Origin of the sequence: Synechococcus sp. RedBA-s (assembly GCF_024345495.1) — a bacterium.
GTDB lineage: Bacteria > Cyanobacteriota > Cyanobacteriia > PCC-6307 > Cyanobiaceae > Regnicoccus_A.
In genome coordinates this window covers 19,201-33,766 of sequence record NZ_JAGQBF010000028.1, presented here as the reverse complement: position 1 = coordinate 33,766, position 14,566 = coordinate 19,201, and the positions used below count along the sequence as shown (strand labels likewise).

Here is a 14,566-nt window from a genome sequence, read left to right as displayed (position 1 = left end):
GGTGTAGTCGGCGTCGCTCACGGGGGTGCCGGGACCAGCGGTGGGGTCGGCAGCGGCAGGACTGTTGCTGGCAGCCGAGGGGCGGCTGCGAATCGGGGTGCCCTGGGGGATGCCCGGGGCCGGGCTGGAGGCCGGATCAGAAGCGCCGGCAGGGCCTGGCCGGCGGCTGGAGCGGGGCATGGTGTCGCCGCTGGGCACCGGACGGCTGCCGCGGCGCGACTCGACCCCGCTGTCTCGCTCCCGTCTGCGGGAGCCGAAGGCCGGCCCTGAGCCCGCTGTGCTTGCAGCCGAGCTGGCCGAAGGGGATGGGCTGGTACTGGCGGTGCTGCGGGAGCCGTACGACTCGGGTTCCCGGCGGGAGCTGGACGGGAGGGGCTCCCAGCTGTCCTCGGCGCTGCGGCGGCGGCTGGCGGCCCGCTCGGGGATGGCTGTGCGGGCGGTCTCCCGACGGGGCCGGTAAAAGCTTGGATCCTCGTCGGTGTCTTCGCTGAGGGGAGAGCGGATCTGCCGACGCAGGGGCTGGGGTTCCTCGAAGCGCTCCACATCGTCATCCCAGCCGGCGCGACCGCCCACCCTCGGCCTGGCCGGTAGGGGTTCGTCGTCGTCGAAGTAGGAGGAGCGCCGCGCCTGCTCGGTGGTGACGCCCCGCAGGCGCACGCTTTCGTAGGCGAAGAAGACGGTGGTGCCCGCCAGCAGAAACTGGCCAAACTGGAGGATCGGATCCAGCCGCCAGCCCTGGAAAAACAGAATTCCGCCGCAGAGCAGACCGATAGCCGCGAAGAACACGTCGTAGTCGCGGGCGAGGGCTGGTTTGAAGCTCCTCATGAAATAGAGGAACGCACCACCGACGGCCAACACGATGCCGACGATGCTGGCCCAGTTCAGGCTGGCATTGACCACGTCTGAAACCTCAGGCGAACGACTTGTTCCGTCCGCCAGGGGTGAACGGCTGATCCCAGTTTAGGGACCTGGAACGGCAGAACCAGGTGCGGCTCAGAGCTTGCGGTCCACCTGGTCGTTCTGGCTGATCAGCACCAGGGCGATGCTGATGGGAATCACCACAATCATCGCCCCGTAGACGAGGCTGCTGAGGAAGTTGGAAAGGGAGGGGGTCATGGCGCCATGAGGTCCGGCTGGGATCTTAGGCAGCACCGCCCACTTCCTACGATGGGAGCACCGCTGCTTACCGCTTTGTGACGGCCGTTCCCGTGCTGGCCTCTGCCCTGCCGCTGCTGCACGCCGTGCTGGCCCTGGCCCTGGCGGCCTGGACCCTGCTGTTCCTGTTCCGCATCGTGCTCACCTGGTATCCGCAGGTGGATCTCAACCGCGGCGCGATGCGGCTGATCGGCTGGCCCACCGAGGGGCTGCTGCGTGTCAGCCGGCGGCTGATCCCCAGCATCGGCGGTGTCGATGTGACCCCGGTGATCTGGGTGGGGTTGATCAGCCTGCTGCGGGAGCTGGTGGTGGGTCAGCAGGGGCTGCTCACCCAGGTGATGCGCCAGAGCCAGTCGCTGGCCTGAGGGAGGTCTCAGGGGAGAGCCCGTCGCTTCGAGGCTGAATCAGGCCCGTGGTTCGGCTGGCGGAAGCATGTCCTGCTCCACGAACTTGGTGTGCACATCGCCGCGCTGGAACTCGGGCCGATCCAGCAGGGCCAGGTGGAACTCGATCGTGGTGGGGATACCCGTGATCGCACATTCGCTCAGGGCCCGACGCATGCGCTTCATGGCTGCATCGCGATCGAGTCCCCAGACAATCAGTTTGCCGATCAGCGAGTCGTAGAAGGGAGGGATCTCGTAACCTGTGTAAACGTGGCTGTCGACCCGCACGCCCGGCCCCCCCGGGGGCAACCAACCGGTGATCCGGCCTGGGGCCGGTCGGAAATTCTGCTGGGGGTCTTCGGCGTTGATGCGGCATTCGATCGCATGGCCGCGCAGCTGCACGTCCTCCTGGCGCATGCTCAGGGGCTCGCCGCCGGCGATGCGCAGCTGCTCGGCGATCAGATCAAAGCCGGTGACCATCTCGGTGACGGGATGTTCCACCTGGATACGGGTGTTCATCTCCATGAAATAGAAGTCGCCGCTGCGATCGACCAGGAACTCGACGGTGCCGGCCCCCTCATAGGTGATGCTGCGGGCCGCCGCAATCGCGGCTTCGCCCATGCGCCGGCGCAGCTCCGGATCCAGGGCCGGGCTGGGGGCTTCCTCCAGCAGCTTCTGGTGGCGCCGCTGGATCGAGCAGTCGCGCTCACCGAGGTGGACCACGTTGCCGTGGCGGTCGGCCAGGATCTGCACCTCGACGTGGCGGGGCCGGTCGATGAACTTCTCCATGTAGAGGCCGGGGTTGCCGAACGCCGCCTCAGCCTCGCCTTGGGCGGCCTTGAACAGCCCTTCGAGTTGCTCCGGCTCCTGCACCAGACGCATGCCCCGCCCGCCCCCGCCGGCGGTGGCCTTGATCATCACAGGAAAGCCCATGCGCTCCGCCAGCACGGAGGCTTCCCGGGCGTCCTCCAGCAGACCCTCACTGCCGGGGATGGTGGGAACCCCCACCCGCTGCATGGTGGTCTTGGCGGTGGATTTGTCTCCCATCGCTCGGATCGCCTCGGGGGATGGACCGACGAAGGTGAGGCCGTGGGCGGCGCAGATCTCGGCGAAGCGATCGTTCTCGGCCAGGAAGCCGTAGCCGGGATGGATCGCATCGGCGCCGCGGGAGATCGCCGCGGCAATGATGTTTGGAATATTGAGGTAGCTCTTGCTGCTGGGGGCTTCGCCCACGCAGACCGCCTCATCCGCCAGCTGCACGTGCAGGGCGTTGCGATCGACCGTGCTGTAGACCGCCACCGTGCTGATGCCCAGTTCGCGGCAGCTGCGCAGGATGCGGAGGGAGATTTCGCCACGGTTGGCGATCAGCAGCTTGCCGATGGGCATCCGTGGTGGGTCCAGGCCGCTGCGGACTGTATCAGTGCTGACCCTTGACGACCCAGTTGCGCCGGGGCCGGGACGGGTGATGGGTATATTGACGAGCCGAAGGGAGTCCAGACTCCTGACGGCCACGCGGATGTGGTGGAATTGGTAGACACGCACGTTTGAGGGGCGTGTGGCTTCGGCCTTGCGAGTTCAAGTCTCGCCATCCGCATTTCTCTTCCCCACAATTTGAGAGAGCCGCCGCTGAGCCGCCCGCCCACCGCAGCGATTGTGCTGGTGTGCAACGGTCCCGGTGAACTCACCACCTGGGTGCGTCCCCTGGCCCAGCGCCTCCACCGGCAGTTGGAGCTTCAACCCGTTGTGCCGGGGGCGGCCCGCTCCCTGGAGCTGGTGCTGGTGCCCTGCCCCAACGCCACCGGCAGCGAAGCGCGGGTGGCCCGCGACCTCGGCCTCTTCTCCCGCATCGTGCCCGCCCGCCGCTTCTGGGATCTGCTGCTGTGGCCCGGGCGTCATGGTCCCTGGCCGGCCCAGGGGGTGGTGGTGTTCCTGGGGGGTGATCAGTTCTGGACCGTGTTGCTCTCGGCACGCCTCGGTTACCGCCACCTCACCTACGCCGAGTGGGTGGCCCGCTGGCCGCGCTGGAACGACCGCATCGCCGCCATGGGTCCCCAGGCCGCCACCCGCTTGCAGGCCCGCTGGCGCCAGCGCTGCACCGTGGTGGGAGATCTGATGGCTGATCTCTCCGAGGAGGCGCGGGCCGTGGCTCCCCTGCCCGAGGGGGAATGGGTGGCCCTGCTGCCCGGCTCGAAACGGGCCAAGTTGCTGGTAGGCGTTCCCTTCCTGCTCGACACCGCCGATCGCCTCGCCCGTCTGCGGCCCGGCTGCCGCTTCCTGTTGCCTGTGGCACCCACCACCAGCGTGAACGATCTGCTGGCCTACGGAGGCCGTGGCAACCCGATTCAGCGCCACTACGGCGCTCAGCCGCCGCGGCTGCTGGAGCCTGAGCCGGGCACTGGCCAGCGCTGGCTGATCAGCGGCGCCGGCACGCCCATTCTGCTGTTTGAGCAGCACCCGGCCCACGGTGCCCTCAGCCAGTGCGCCCTCGCGCTCACCACCGTGGGGGCCAACACCGCGGAACTCGGGGCCCTCGGGGTGCCGATGATCGTGCTGGTGCCTACCCAGCATCTGCAGGTGATGCAGGCCTGGGACGGCTGGCTCGGTCTGCTGGCGCGCCTGCCGCTGCTGCGTTGGTTGCTGGGGCTGGCGCTGACGGCCTGGCGCATGCGCCAGCGGGGGTTTCTGGCCTGGCCGAATATCTCGGCGGGCCGCGCCGTGGTGCCTGAGCGGGTGGGGGCGATCACGCCGGCGGAGATTGCCGCTGAGGCCAACGAGTGGCTGGCCCATCCTGAGCGGCTGCAGGGCCAGCGCGACGATCTGCGCAGCCTGCGGGGTCAGCCCGGGGCCGTGGCAGCCCTGGCGGCGATGGTGCAGGAGCTACTGCCCGCTGCCTAAATTGAGGGCAGCAGATCCTTCCCTACCCCATGGCCAGCTCAGACACGGTCGGCGCCGTTCCAGTCCCTTCTACTGATGCCGACTGGCGCGAGCGGCTGACGCCCGAGCAATACCAGGTGGCCCGTGGTGGCGGTACCGAGCGGGCCTTCACCGGCACCTACTGGAACACCAAGCAGGAGGGCCGCTACGACTGCATCTGCTGTGGGTCGCCCCTTTTCGGCTCCAGCGCCAAGTTCGATTCCGGCACCGGCTGGCCCAGCTTCTGGGACGGACTGGACCCGGCGGCGATCACCACCATTGAGGACCGCAGCCACGGCATGGTGCGCACGGAGATCCGCTGTGCCAACTGCGAGGCGCACCTGGGCCACCTCTTCCACGACGGCCCCGGCCCCACGGGCCTGCGCTACTGCGTCAACTCCGCATCCCTGGATTTCAAGCCGGTGGAGTGAGGCCACACCGGCTGATCTACCGGTTCACCAGGGATCGGAGAAGCGCTCCTCATTCGTGCGGGGACGCGCCGGCGGTTCATCCAGCACCTCCGGTTCTGGCTGTTGCCGCTTCCGGTAGGGCTCAGGCTCCACATCAAGGGGCTGGCGCTGGTCGTCGCTGGAGCGCAGTGGTGCCTGGCGGGGCTGCTGCGGCAGGGGGTTGCGGCGGCGGGGCTCGTCGTCGAACTCGTCCTCGTCGAGGTAGCGGCGCTGACGCAGGGGTTCCTGCCGGCGGCGCTCCAGCTCCACGTACTCCAGTTCCTCCTGCTCCTCCACCTGCACGGCCCGGCTGGAGGCGGGCTGGATCCGGCGCTGCTCCTGGACGCTGGGCTGGCCGGAGGCCAGCTGGTTCTCCACCGGCACCATGGTCTGGCGGAAGCGATCCCGCTCCTCCTGCTCCCAGCTGGGGCCGCCGATGCCCAGTTTCTCGAGCAGGCCGCTGCCCAGTTGCTTGAGTTTTTCCTCAGCGCCCTCGTAGACGATGATCCGATCGGGGCCGCTGCTGACGATCTCCTCGACGCTCAGTTCCCAGGTGCTCAGCACCCCTTCGCCCAGCAGGGGGACACCGAGGGCCCCCAGCACCAGGGTGGTGAGCTCACCGGTTTCGATGTCGAAGCTGAAGCCCAGCACCCGGCCCAGCTGTTCGCCCGATTCGCTGATCACCTGGCAGTTGATCACCTTGCTGTAGCGCTCGGGGTTGAACCCCTCCGCCAGGGAATCGGCGGAATCCACCAGCACCACATCGCCAACCTGGCGGATCCGGTCGAGCGGCATCCAGCGGGGCAGGCCCGGCAGGAAGCGGGTGAGGGGGTTGTCGCGCAGGCCGAGCGCCACCACTTCGCGGCGGTCGATGTCGACCACCACTTCGCCCACCACCCCCAGCCGGCGGCCGGTGTCGCGAGTGATCACCTGGGTTCCCATCAACTCGGAGCGCAGCCAGAGCCTGTCGCTCGGGGCAGCGCCGGAAGGGTCGGCGGAGGGAGGGAAGGAAGAGGTCAAAGGCCAGATCCCGGGCGGGTGTCGGCGAGGTGGATGGTCGGATCATTGTGACCCACCGCACCGGTTCAGGCGGCGTTGGGCATCCCGACCACCTGGGTGTGGGCGCCCCGGGCCTGGGTCACCCCCACCGTGCGGGTGGCGGCGGCGATCATCGGCCGGCGGTGGCTGACCACCAGGAACTGGGCCTGGTGGGCCTGGCTGGCGATCAGGGCAGCCAGCCGCTCCACATTCACCCCATCGAGGAAGCTGTCGACCTCATCGAGGGCATAGAAGGGGGAGGGGCGGAAGCGCTGCAGGGCGAACAGGAAGCTCAGGGCCGTCAGTGATTTCTCCCCACCCGACATCGAGGCCAGTCGGCGCACGGTCTTGCCCTTGGGGTGGGCTACCAGGGTGAGACCACCCTCGAGGGGCTGGGCCTCGTTCTCCAGCTGTAGGTACCCCTCGCCTTCTGAGAGCCCGGCGAAGATCGTGCGGAAGTGGCCATCCACGGCGTGGAAGGCCTCGAGGAACGCCTCTTGGCGCAGGGTGGCCACAGTTTCGATGCGCAGCAGCAGCTCCTCCCGCTCGCTGGAGAGCACATCCAGCCGGCCGGCCAGCTCGGCCAGGCGCTGCTCCAGCTGCTCCAGCTCCTCCAGGGCCAGCATGTTCACCGGCTCCAGGGCCTCCATGCGCTGCTGCAGCCGCTGCAACTCCTGCTGTAGGGCCTCCAGACCCGCTGAGCGCAGCTCTTCGGGGATCTCCGGCAGGGGATCTGGCAGGGCCCGCTCCATCGCCTCCAGACGCAGGGCCAGGGCGCGCTCCTGCTCGCTGAGCGCCTGGCGCTCCTCCCCCAGCCGCTGCAGCTCCCACTGGCGTTGCTGCAGGGCCTGCCGTTGCTGGGCCACCTGGGCTTCGGCGGCATCGCGGCTGCGGCGGCGCTCACCGAAGCGTTCCTGCAACTGCTGCTGCTGCCCTTCCAGTTCATGGCGCCGCTCCTGGCCCAGGCGCTCCTGTTCACGCCGCTGGCGGTGCTCCTCGGCCAGGCTGAGCACAGCCTGCTGCAGCCGCGTCTCCTCCAGGGCGAGCGCTTCGAGCTGGTCCCCCAGGCGGGTGAGGCTCAAGCTGCGCTCCCGCTGGGCCAGCAGCAGGCTGTCCCGCTGCTGACGGGCCGCGGCCAGCCGCTGATCGGCCTCCTCCAGATCCTGCTGCAGGCCCTGCCAGCGCGCACTGTCACCCGACGCCTGGGCCTCGGCCTCGGCCAGCTCCAGAGCGGCCACCTCCTGCAGCAGGGGTGGTAGCTCGCGCTCCTCCAGCTGCTGGCTGCGCTGGCGGCCGCTCTCTAGGCCGGCCTGAGTGTGGCTGAGCCGTTGCTGGAGCTGCTCCAGCCGTTGCAGCTGGGGCCCCAGGGCCCGCTCCGCCGCCGCCCGCTCTGCCGTCAGACCGGCCCGGCGTTGCTGGCCCTCCTGCAGCGCCGGGCGCAGCTGCTCCAGCTGGCGGCCCAGGTCGGCTTCGCGGCGACGGCAGACCACCAGGCTCTCCCCCAGCTCCAGCAGCCGGCGCCGCTGGGGCTCCGCCTCGTCCTGCTCCCCGGCCCGCCCGAAACTGAGCTGGCCGGAGCGCTGCTGCAGGCTGCCGCCGGTCATGGCCCCACTGCGCTCAAGCAGTTCCCCCTCCAGGGTGACGGCCCGGCAGCGACCCAGCTCACGGCGGGCGCTGGCCAGGTCTTCGAACACCAGGGTGTCGCCGAAGACATGGCGGAACACCTCGGTGTAGACGGGCTCGAAGCGCAGCAGGTCGACGGCGCGGCCCACCATCCCGCCAGAGCTGGAGCGGCCTGCCCCGCCACCTCGCTCCAGGGCGGCGCTGCCGCCCCCGCCACTGCCACCGCCGCGGATTTTGTTGAGCGGCAGGAAGGTGAGGCGACCGGCGCGGCGGCTCTTGAGCAGCTCGATCGCCTGGGAGGCGATGCGGTCGTCGTCGACCACCACCTGGGCCAGGCGGCCGCCGGCGGCCACTTCCAGGGCCACCCGGAAGCGCTCCTCCACTTCGGCGAGCTGAGCCACGGGGCCGTGCAGTCCGCCCAGGCCTGATTCCAGCAGCAGGCGCAGGGCACCGGTGCCGCGGCTCTCCTGGAGGGTGTCGCGGCGGCTTTCGATCCGGGCAATCTCTCGCTCCAGCTGGGTCTGCTCCTGCTCCAGGCGGCTGCGGGTGCGTTGCTGCAGGGCCAGGGCTTCGGCCAGCTCCTGGGCCTGGCGCTGTTGCTGCTCCACCAGGGTCTGCACGGCCTCGCCTTCGGCCAGCAGTTCCTGCAGGCGCACCTGCTGCTCCTGGTCGGCGCTGCCGCCACTGGCCAGCTCCGCCTCCAGCTCCAGCAGGCGCTCCTCAGCCTGGAGCAGCCTCTCGCTGAGCTGCTGCTGTTCCGCCAGCAGGGGGGCCACCGCCTGCTGCAGCTCCTGCCGGCGCTGGCTGCGGCGCTTCTGTTCCTCCAGCCAGGTGCCGGAGCGGCCCGCCACCTCCCCCAGCCGGCGGCGGGAGAGTTCCACCGCCCCCTCGGCGCTGAGGCAGGCCTGCTCCGCCGCGGCCAGGGCGCCGGCGTGCCGCTTATCGGCGCTGAGCTCCTGGCGCTGGCGTTGCAGTTCGGCGTGCTGGCCCTGCAACTGCTGGCGCTGGCCCTGCAGGGCTTCCGCCTGCTGCTGCTGCCGCTCCGCCTGGCGCTTGAGCTCGCGGGCGCTGGTCTCGAGGCCGGCCAGTTCCGCCTGCACCACCAGCAGGCTGTCCTCCCCGAGGGCCTTGACCTCCGCTTGCAGCAGGGCCAGTGTGGCGCTGGCCTGCTCCAGGGCTGATTCGGCGGAGGCGAGGGCCGTGCGGTCGCTCTGCTCCTGGACCTCAAGGGCCTGCTGGCGTCGGCGCAGGGCCCCCAGCTGGCTGCCGGCCTGCTCGTGGGCGAGCACCTGTTCCTGCAGGCGGCCCAGCTGCTGACGCTGGCGCAGGTCCTGGTAGGTGCGGGCCTTGGCGCAGTCGCGCTCCAGGCGCTGGCGTGACCCCAGCAGCTCCTGTTCCACGATTCGGCAGCGTTCCTGGCGCTCCTGCACCTCATCGAGTTTGGCGCGGGTCTGGTCGATGCGGGAATCGAACAGGGCGACTCCGGCGAGTTCATCGATCAGGCCGCGGCGGTCACGGGCGCCCATCGAGACGATCCGGGTCACGTCCCCCTGCATGACCACGTTGCTGCCTTCCGGGTCTACGCGCAGGCGCCGCAGCTGGCTCTGCAGTTGCTGCAGGTTGCAGGGAACCCCATCGGCGCTGTAGGTGCTGCTGTAGGTGCCGCCGGGGGCCAGCCGCAGCCGTCGGCTCACGGTCCAGTCCTTCTGTCCCGTCTGGATCCAGGGCCCCTCCTCCGGAGGCTCAAGGCCAGCCTCGGCCGGGTCGGGCTGCCAGTCGCTGAGATCGAAGCGCACACTCACCACCGTTTCGGCGGCTTTGCCCTGGCGCACCGTGGCGCTGTTGATCAGATCGGGCAGCCGCTCGGCGCGCATGCCACGACTGCTGGCCAGGCCCAGGCAGAAGAGCACCGCATCAAGGATGTTGCTCTTGCCCGAGCCGTTTGGGCCGGTGATCACGGTGAAGGATGGCTCCAGTCGGATCGCCATCGCTCCACCGAACGACTTGAACTGAGCGAGTTCGACCTGATTGATGTAAACCAACAGGCCCGCGTGCGGTGCTGAGCAACCAGAACCTAGCGGACCTGCTGACGATCTCAAGCCCCTACCTATCGTGGGAGCCATAGACCACGAGGAACGTCACGTCATGGAACCGGAAACCCCCACCCTCAGTCGCGATCGCTTCCGCGAGCGCTTCGATGCCCTGCTGCCCACGATCCAGCGGGAATGGCCCCAGGTGGCCCGCGAAACCCTTGAGGCCACCCGCGGCAGCCTGGATGAGGTGGTGGCACTGATCGCCCAGCAGACCGGCCGTACCGCCAGTGGTGTGCAGGAGCAACTGCTCGATCTGGTCCATGTGGCAGGCGATCGCACCCGCGACCTGGTGGACCGCATCGGTCCGCTGGAGGAGCAGCTGGAGCATCTGCTCGATGAACTCAACACCAGCCTGCGGCCCCGCATCGAGAAGCCCGTGCGGGATCGGCCGCTGCTGGCGGTGGGCGTGGCGGCGGCGGTGGGTCTGATCGCCGGACTGCTGCTGGCTCCGGGCCGGCGCTCCTTATGAGTTCGGCCGACGATGAGCGTCGGGGGCGGCGTGCCGGCGGCTCTGGTGCAGGCCGGGTGGCAGCGGGTCGCGTCACTGCCCTGGTGACATCGGTCATGGACCTGCACGTGCGCATCGCCCTGCAGGAGGTGGACCATGAGAAGCGACGGCTGATCAGCGGTGGGTTGCTGTTGGGTGGGGGTCTCACGTTTCTGATGATGGCCACCGTGCTCGGCCAGCTGGCCCTGGTGCTGTGGCTGCACATGGGCCTTGGCTGGGGCTGGATCAAGGCCGTGCTGGCTGTGGTGGCCGGCGATCTTGTGCTGGCAGGCCTGTTCCTGCGTATCGGCGGCCAGCTAATGAAGGGGCCCTATCTGCCCCAGACCACCGCAGGCCTCAGCAAGACGACCCGGGCCCTGCTGGGCCGCTGAGCGTGTCGAGTAGTTCCATGAACCGAGACCCCTGCCGCTTCAACTCCGGCACCACCTCCCTCAGGGTGGAGGGGGTCTGCTTGGTGACCTCCGGCGTGTCGTGCAGCACCAGGATTCCGCCGGGGTGGGCGTTGGCGAGCATGAATCAGCGCTGGAACCAGTCCGGCGGCTGAACGGTGTCCCAGTGAACGATCGATTCCAGCACCAGTCTTCACCTCCAGGTCCCGCAGCAGATCAAGCAGGACGTTGGAGCCGCGACAACGCGGCCCGTCGTCGATTGTGAGCGCCAGCTCCGGAGCACTCCTTGAACCGCAGAAGGTCACTCCGGGGGCCAGGGGGGGCCAGCAAGAGACGGATCAGCAGCGAGGGCAGCAGCACCGCTACGGCGATCACCACCGCCGCCACCCGCCACCAGCGGGGCCTACCGGTGGACCAGGCGTCACCAGCCCCTGGCTGAGCGGCGGGAGCCGGTTGAACCACGGGGTTCTAGGGGCGGCCATCGCCCCTAGGGTCAGGGTCATGGTGATCGCCCATCGAGCCGATCCATGCTCTCCTGTCCTGCCTCGCCGGCCTGCCGGCAGCTGGCCACCCATTTCGTCGACAGCGGCAGGGTGGTGCCGGGCCTGGTGGTGGATCCCGATGGACGCCTGCGGGCCCAGTGGTGGCCGCTGCCAGCCGCCGGCGACCGCGAGCTGCTGGCGGCCCATCTGACGGGTGACAGCCTGGAGGAGCAGCAACAGCTGGCGGAATCCCTGAGCGATGCCGTGGACCGTCTCGTGCGTCGCCGCCTCGACGGCTTCGCCGTAGCACCGCCGCCCGCTGCCCGCCGTCGTCGCCCTGGCCCCGCGGCCCTGCCCCAGGCCTGGCTGGTGGCCCTGGTGGGCTCCAATCCCCATCTTGCCGCCACGGCCGATCTCGCCGCTGAGGCCGCCTTCGTCACCGGGCTGCACCAGTGGGTGCAGGAGGGGGGCGGTGGCGGCGGCGCGCTGCAGCTGTGCCTGCGGCTGCACGAACCCAGCAGCCCCCGTGTCCGTCGCTGGACGCTCGAGCTGCTACTCCGCTCAGCGACCGACCCCAGCCTGATGGTGCCCCTGGCGGAGTTCTGGGACGGCGAGAGTCCCTTCCCGGTGGATCGTTTCGATGCGGTGCTGGCGCAGCTGGGCCAGCTCACTCGCCTGGCCCCTGAACTGGCTGGCCTGCTCGAGCAGCAGGCGCCCTCCAGCTTGGACGTGGAGGAAGGGGCCCTGTTGGCTCTGCTGCGGCAGCGCGCGAGTGTGCTTGATGAGGCGGGCTTCGGCCTGCTCCTGCCCAGCTGGTGGCGCCATGGCCACCGCCTGGGCCTGCGCGCCAACACCAATCGGCGATCGGCCACCAAGCCCCCCGCTGGCGAGGGGGCCGGCCTGAATCTCAATGCCCTGGTTTCGTTCCAGTGGCAGGCGGTGCTGGGCGATCGGCCTGTCAGCGCGGCCGAGCTGGCCAGCCTGCAACGGGCCGCCGCTGCCAAGCGCAGCCTGGTGCGCTTGCGGGGCGAATGGACTCTGATCGAGCCCGACGCGATCGCTTCCTTGCTGCGCCACGCTGGCCTCCAGGCCGAGGCCAGCGGCACAGCGTTGCTGCACGCCGGCCTCGGCCTCGACCGCCTCAACCTGCCGAATGATCTGGCCCTGGTGGGGGTGGAAGCCAGCGGGCCCCTCGGCGAGCTGCTCGGCGGTGAGCTCCATAGCCGTGCCATACCGATCCCCACGCCGGCCGACTTCGAGGGGGAGTTACGGCCTTACCAGGAACGGGGCCTGGGCTGGCTGGTGTTCCTGGGCCGGCTGGGCCTGGGTGCCTGCCTGGCCGATGACATGGGTCTTGGCAAGACGGCTCAGCTGATCGCCACCCTGCTGGCTGATCCGCTCGAGGCCCCCACGCTGGTGGTGGCGCCGGTGTCGCTACTGGGCAACTGGAGCCGGGAACTGCAGCGCTTTGCGCCCCAGCTGCCTGTGCTGATCCACCACGGTCCTGGCCGCTTCCGCGGCAGTGCCGCCGCCTTCGCCCGTCAGCTGGCGGGCGAAGGCGGCAAGGACCGGCCGGCTCCGGTCCTGCTCACCACTTACGGCATGGTGAGCCGGGATCTGCCCCTGCTGGCGGAGATGGCCTTCGGACGACTGGTGTTCGATGAGGCCCAGCAGCTCAAGAATCCCCATACGGCCCAGAGCAAGGCGGCGGCGGCGTTGCGGGGGGAACGCCGCATCGCCCTCACCGGCACGCCGGTGGAGAACCGGCTCAGCGAGCTGTGGGCCCTGATGCAGCTGCTCAATCCGGGACTGCTCGGCAGCCTGCGGCAGTTCCGTGACCAGTTCGCCCTCCCGATCGAGAGGGACCAAGATCCGGAGGTGGCCGCCCGGCTGCAGCGGCTCACGGCCCCCTTCCTGCTGCGCCGCCTCAAGAGCGACCGCGGCATCCTGCCCGACCTGCCAGACAAGATCGAGCAGAGCGAACCCTGCACCCTCAGCGCCGAGCAGGCCAGCCTGTATCAGGCGGTGGTGGAGGAGCTGCTGGCGGCCGCCGAGAGCAGCGACGGCATCGAACGGCGCGGCCTGGTGCTGGCCGGTCTCACCCGGCTCAAGCAGGTGTGCAACCACCCGGCCCACTACCTCGACGACGGCTCGGCCCTGCCGCGTCGCTCCGGCAAGCTCGATCGCGTCGAGGAGCTGCTCGATGCCATCCTCGACGCCGGCGAGAAGGTGCTGATCTTCAGCCAGTTCGCGGCCTGGGGGGAGCGGCTGCGGGCCCATCTGCAGGGTCGTTACGGCGGCGAACCGCTGTGGCTACACGGCGGGCTGACCCGACGGGCGCGGGACACCATGGTGCAGCGCTTCGCCGAGGCCGATGGCCCGCCGATCTTCCTGCTCTCGCTCAAGGCGGGTGGCACCGGCCTCAACCTCACTGCTGCCGCCCATGTGATTCATTTCGATCGCTGGTGGAATCCGGCCGTGGAGGATCAGGCCACCGACCGCGCCCACCGCATCGGTCAGCGGCGCACCGTGCATGTGCACAAGCTGGTGTGCAGCGGCACGATCGAGGAACGCATCGACGTCATGATCCAGAACAAGCGCGACCTCGCCGAGCGGGTGGTGGGCACGGGAGAGCAGTGGCTCACCGAGCTCTCCACCGACGAACTGCGGGAGGTGATCAGCCTGCGCCGCGAGGCGCTCACGCCATGAGCCCGCGCCAGCAGCCCCCGGCCCGGCGCTGGTGGTCGCAGCGGTTCATCGACGTGCTCGAGGGCTATGGGCTGGGCGGCCGGATGGAACGGGGCCGGCGCTACGCCAGAAGTGGCCAGGTGCTGAGCCTGGAGGTGGGGCCGGGGAGGCTGGCGGCCCGGGTGCAGGGTTCTCGGCGCACCCCTTACAAGGTCATGGTGGAAACGGAGCTGCCTCAAGACGAAGAGTGGGCGGCGATCGAGGGGGTGTTCCGTCAGCGGCTGGGCTGGGCGGCGAAGCTGCTGGCCGGCGAGGTGCCTGAGGATCTCGAAGCAGGCTTTCGCCAGGCGGGGGTGGATCTGTTCCCTGCGGACTGGAGTGACCTGGAAGCCGAGTGCAGCTGCCCCGACTGGGAGGTGCCCTGCAAACACATCGCCGCCAGCCTGCACGTGTTCGCCCAGCGGCTCGATGAAGACCCCTGGCAACTTCTGGCCTGGCGCGGGCGGGAGCGGGAGGCGCTGATGCAACGGCTGCGGTCGACTGCGAAGGCCGGGGCGGCCGCTGGGCCTGAGGAGGGGCTGCCCCCGTGGTGGCCCCAGGGGCTGGCGGCCCGCCCCGGCGAGCGCCTGGTGATCCCCGACCCCCTGCCGCCGGATCCACCGGCTCGAGTTCTGGAGCGCTTGGGGCCGATCCCCGTGCCGGAGGCGTTGGTGCCGGGGCTGGTGGAGCTGTACGGCGCGATCACCACCCCGTTGCCGGAACCGGAGTTGAACGACGGAGCGGAGGACTGAAGGCCATGGAGAGGCAGGCTCGAGGCCGTTGCTGCCAGGTAAAGAGTGTCCTTG

At 69.7% G+C, this 14,566-nt stretch carries 14 protein-coding genes and 1 tRNA gene; 8 read left to right on the top strand and 7 right to left on the bottom strand.

The window, feature by feature from the left end; all coding sequences use genetic code 11:
• A partial coding sequence (locus tag KBY67_RS11645; protein ID WP_255111211.1) for a Ycf66 family protein occupies positions 1–900 on the bottom strand: 900 nt, incomplete at its 3' end.
• Between the two features lie 93 nt (positions 901–993).
• Positions 994–1,116, bottom strand: a complete 123-nt coding sequence (gene psbX / locus KBY67_RS11640) for a photosystem II reaction center X protein (protein WP_006172065.1) — start codon at positions 1,114–1,116, stop codon at positions 994–996.
• A gap of 77 nt (positions 1,117–1,193) precedes the next feature.
• Here psbX and KBY67_RS11635 point away from each other — a divergent pair, with 77 nt between their 5' ends.
• Positions 1,194–1,520: a YggT family protein gene (locus tag KBY67_RS11635; protein ID WP_255111210.1), complete on the top strand. Its 327-nt coding sequence runs from the start codon at positions 1,194–1,196 to the stop codon at positions 1,518–1,520.
• 39 nt (positions 1,521–1,559) lie between these two features.
• Here KBY67_RS11635 and accC read toward each other — a convergent pair whose 3' ends face one another.
• Entirely contained in the window at positions 1,560–2,924 is a 1,365-nt protein-coding gene (accC, locus tag KBY67_RS11630) for an acetyl-CoA carboxylase biotin carboxylase subunit (protein WP_255111209.1), read from the bottom strand.
• A gap of 126 nt (positions 2,925–3,050) precedes the next feature.
• On the opposite strand from accC, the gene KBY67_RS11625 reads away from it, so the two are divergent.
• From KBY67_RS11625 to msrB, 3 genes are all read left to right on the top strand, one after another.
• A tRNA-Leu gene (locus tag KBY67_RS11625) sits at positions 3,051–3,132 on the top strand.
• 17 nt (positions 3,133–3,149) lie between these two features.
• Complete coding sequence (locus tag KBY67_RS11620; RefSeq protein ID WP_255111208.1) at positions 3,150–4,433, top strand: glycosyl transferase; 1,284 nt, start codon at positions 3,150–3,152, stop codon at positions 4,431–4,433.
• 29 nt (positions 4,434–4,462) lie between these two features.
• Positions 4,463–4,882 carry a peptide-methionine (R)-S-oxide reductase MsrB gene (msrB, locus tag KBY67_RS11615; RefSeq protein WP_255111207.1) on the top strand — a complete coding sequence of 140 codons (420 nt, stop codon included), beginning with the start codon at positions 4,463–4,465 and terminating at the stop codon, positions 4,880–4,882.
• A gap of 24 nt (positions 4,883–4,906) precedes the next feature.
• Here the strand turns inward: msrB and KBY67_RS11610 are convergent, their stop codons facing one another.
• Entirely contained in the window at positions 4,907–5,920 is a 1,014-nt protein-coding gene (locus tag KBY67_RS11610) for a PRC-barrel domain-containing protein (RefSeq protein ID WP_255111205.1), read from the bottom strand.
• A gap of 65 nt (positions 5,921–5,985) precedes the next feature.
• Positions 5,986–9,603, bottom strand: coding sequence for a chromosome segregation protein SMC (gene smc, locus KBY67_RS11605; protein ID WP_255111204.1), 3,618 nt, complete (start codon positions 9,601–9,603; stop codon positions 5,986–5,988).
• Positions 9,604–9,706: 103 nt separating this feature from the next.
• Between smc and KBY67_RS11600 the strand changes: the two genes are divergently transcribed.
• Both KBY67_RS11600 and KBY67_RS11595 read left to right on the top strand, forming a co-directional pair.
• Entirely contained in the window at positions 9,707–10,123 is a 417-nt protein-coding gene (locus tag KBY67_RS11600) for a YqjD family protein (protein ID WP_255111203.1), read from the top strand.
• Entirely contained in the window at positions 10,120–10,533 is a 414-nt protein-coding gene (locus tag KBY67_RS11595) for a phage holin family protein (protein ID WP_255111202.1), read from the top strand. Before KBY67_RS11600 ends, KBY67_RS11595 begins: the two co-directional genes overlap by 4 nt.
• Here KBY67_RS11595 and KBY67_RS11590 read toward each other — a convergent pair.
• Together KBY67_RS11590 and KBY67_RS11585 are read right to left on the bottom strand one after the other, a co-directional pair.
• A complete protein-coding gene (locus KBY67_RS11590) occupies positions 10,499–10,675 on the bottom strand; it encodes a hypothetical protein (protein WP_255111201.1) in 177 nt (58 codons plus the stop codon). The genes KBY67_RS11595 and KBY67_RS11590 overlap by 35 nt on opposite strands.
• Positions 10,676–10,767: 92 nt before the next feature.
• A complete protein-coding gene (locus KBY67_RS11585; protein ID WP_255111200.1) occupies positions 10,768–11,013 on the bottom strand; it encodes a hypothetical protein in 246 nt (81 codons plus the stop codon).
• Between the two features lie 65 nt (positions 11,014–11,078).
• Between KBY67_RS11585 and KBY67_RS11580 the strand changes: the two genes are divergently transcribed.
• Both KBY67_RS11580 and KBY67_RS11575 read left to right on the top strand, forming a co-directional pair.
• Complete coding sequence (locus tag KBY67_RS11580) at positions 11,079–13,742, top strand: DEAD/DEAH box helicase (protein WP_255111199.1); 2,664 nt, start codon at positions 11,079–11,081, stop codon at positions 13,740–13,742.
• Positions 13,739–14,512, top strand: coding sequence for an SWIM zinc finger family protein (locus KBY67_RS11575; protein WP_255111198.1), 774 nt, complete (start codon positions 13,739–13,741; stop codon positions 14,510–14,512). The genes KBY67_RS11580 and KBY67_RS11575 overlap by 4 nt, the downstream gene beginning before the upstream one ends.
• The last annotated feature ends 54 nt before the right edge of the window (positions 14,513–14,566 follow it).

What these genes read in the sequence shown, in the direction of transcription:
- KBY67_RS11595 (WP_255111202.1), top strand. Translation starts at nt 10,120, where the DNA reads ATGAGTTCGGCCGACGATGAGCGTCGGGGGCGGCGTGCCGGCGGCTCT.
- KBY67_RS11575 (WP_255111198.1), top strand. Translation starts at nt 13,739, where the DNA reads ATGAGCCCGCGCCAGCAGCCCCCGGCCCGGCGCTGGTGGTCGCAGCGG.
- psbX (WP_006172065.1), bottom strand. Translation starts at nt 1,116, where the DNA reads ATGACCCCCTCCCTTTCCAACTTCCTCAGCAGCCTCGTCTACGGGGCG.
- KBY67_RS11600 (WP_255111203.1), top strand. Translation starts at nt 9,707, where the DNA reads ATGGAACCGGAAACCCCCACCCTCAGTCGCGATCGCTTCCGCGAGCGC.
- KBY67_RS11590 (WP_255111201.1), bottom strand. Translation starts at nt 10,675, where the DNA reads ATGCTCGCCAACGCCCACCCCGGCGGAATCCTGGTGCTGCACGACACG.
- msrB (WP_255111207.1), top strand. Translation starts at nt 4,463, where the DNA reads ATGGCCAGCTCAGACACGGTCGGCGCCGTTCCAGTCCCTTCTACTGAT.
- KBY67_RS11580 (WP_255111199.1), top strand. Translation starts at nt 11,079, where the DNA reads ATGCTCTCCTGTCCTGCCTCGCCGGCCTGCCGGCAGCTGGCCACCCAT.
- accC (WP_255111209.1), bottom strand. Translation starts at nt 2,924, where the DNA reads ATGCCCATCGGCAAGCTGCTGATCGCCAACCGTGGCGAAATCTCCCTC.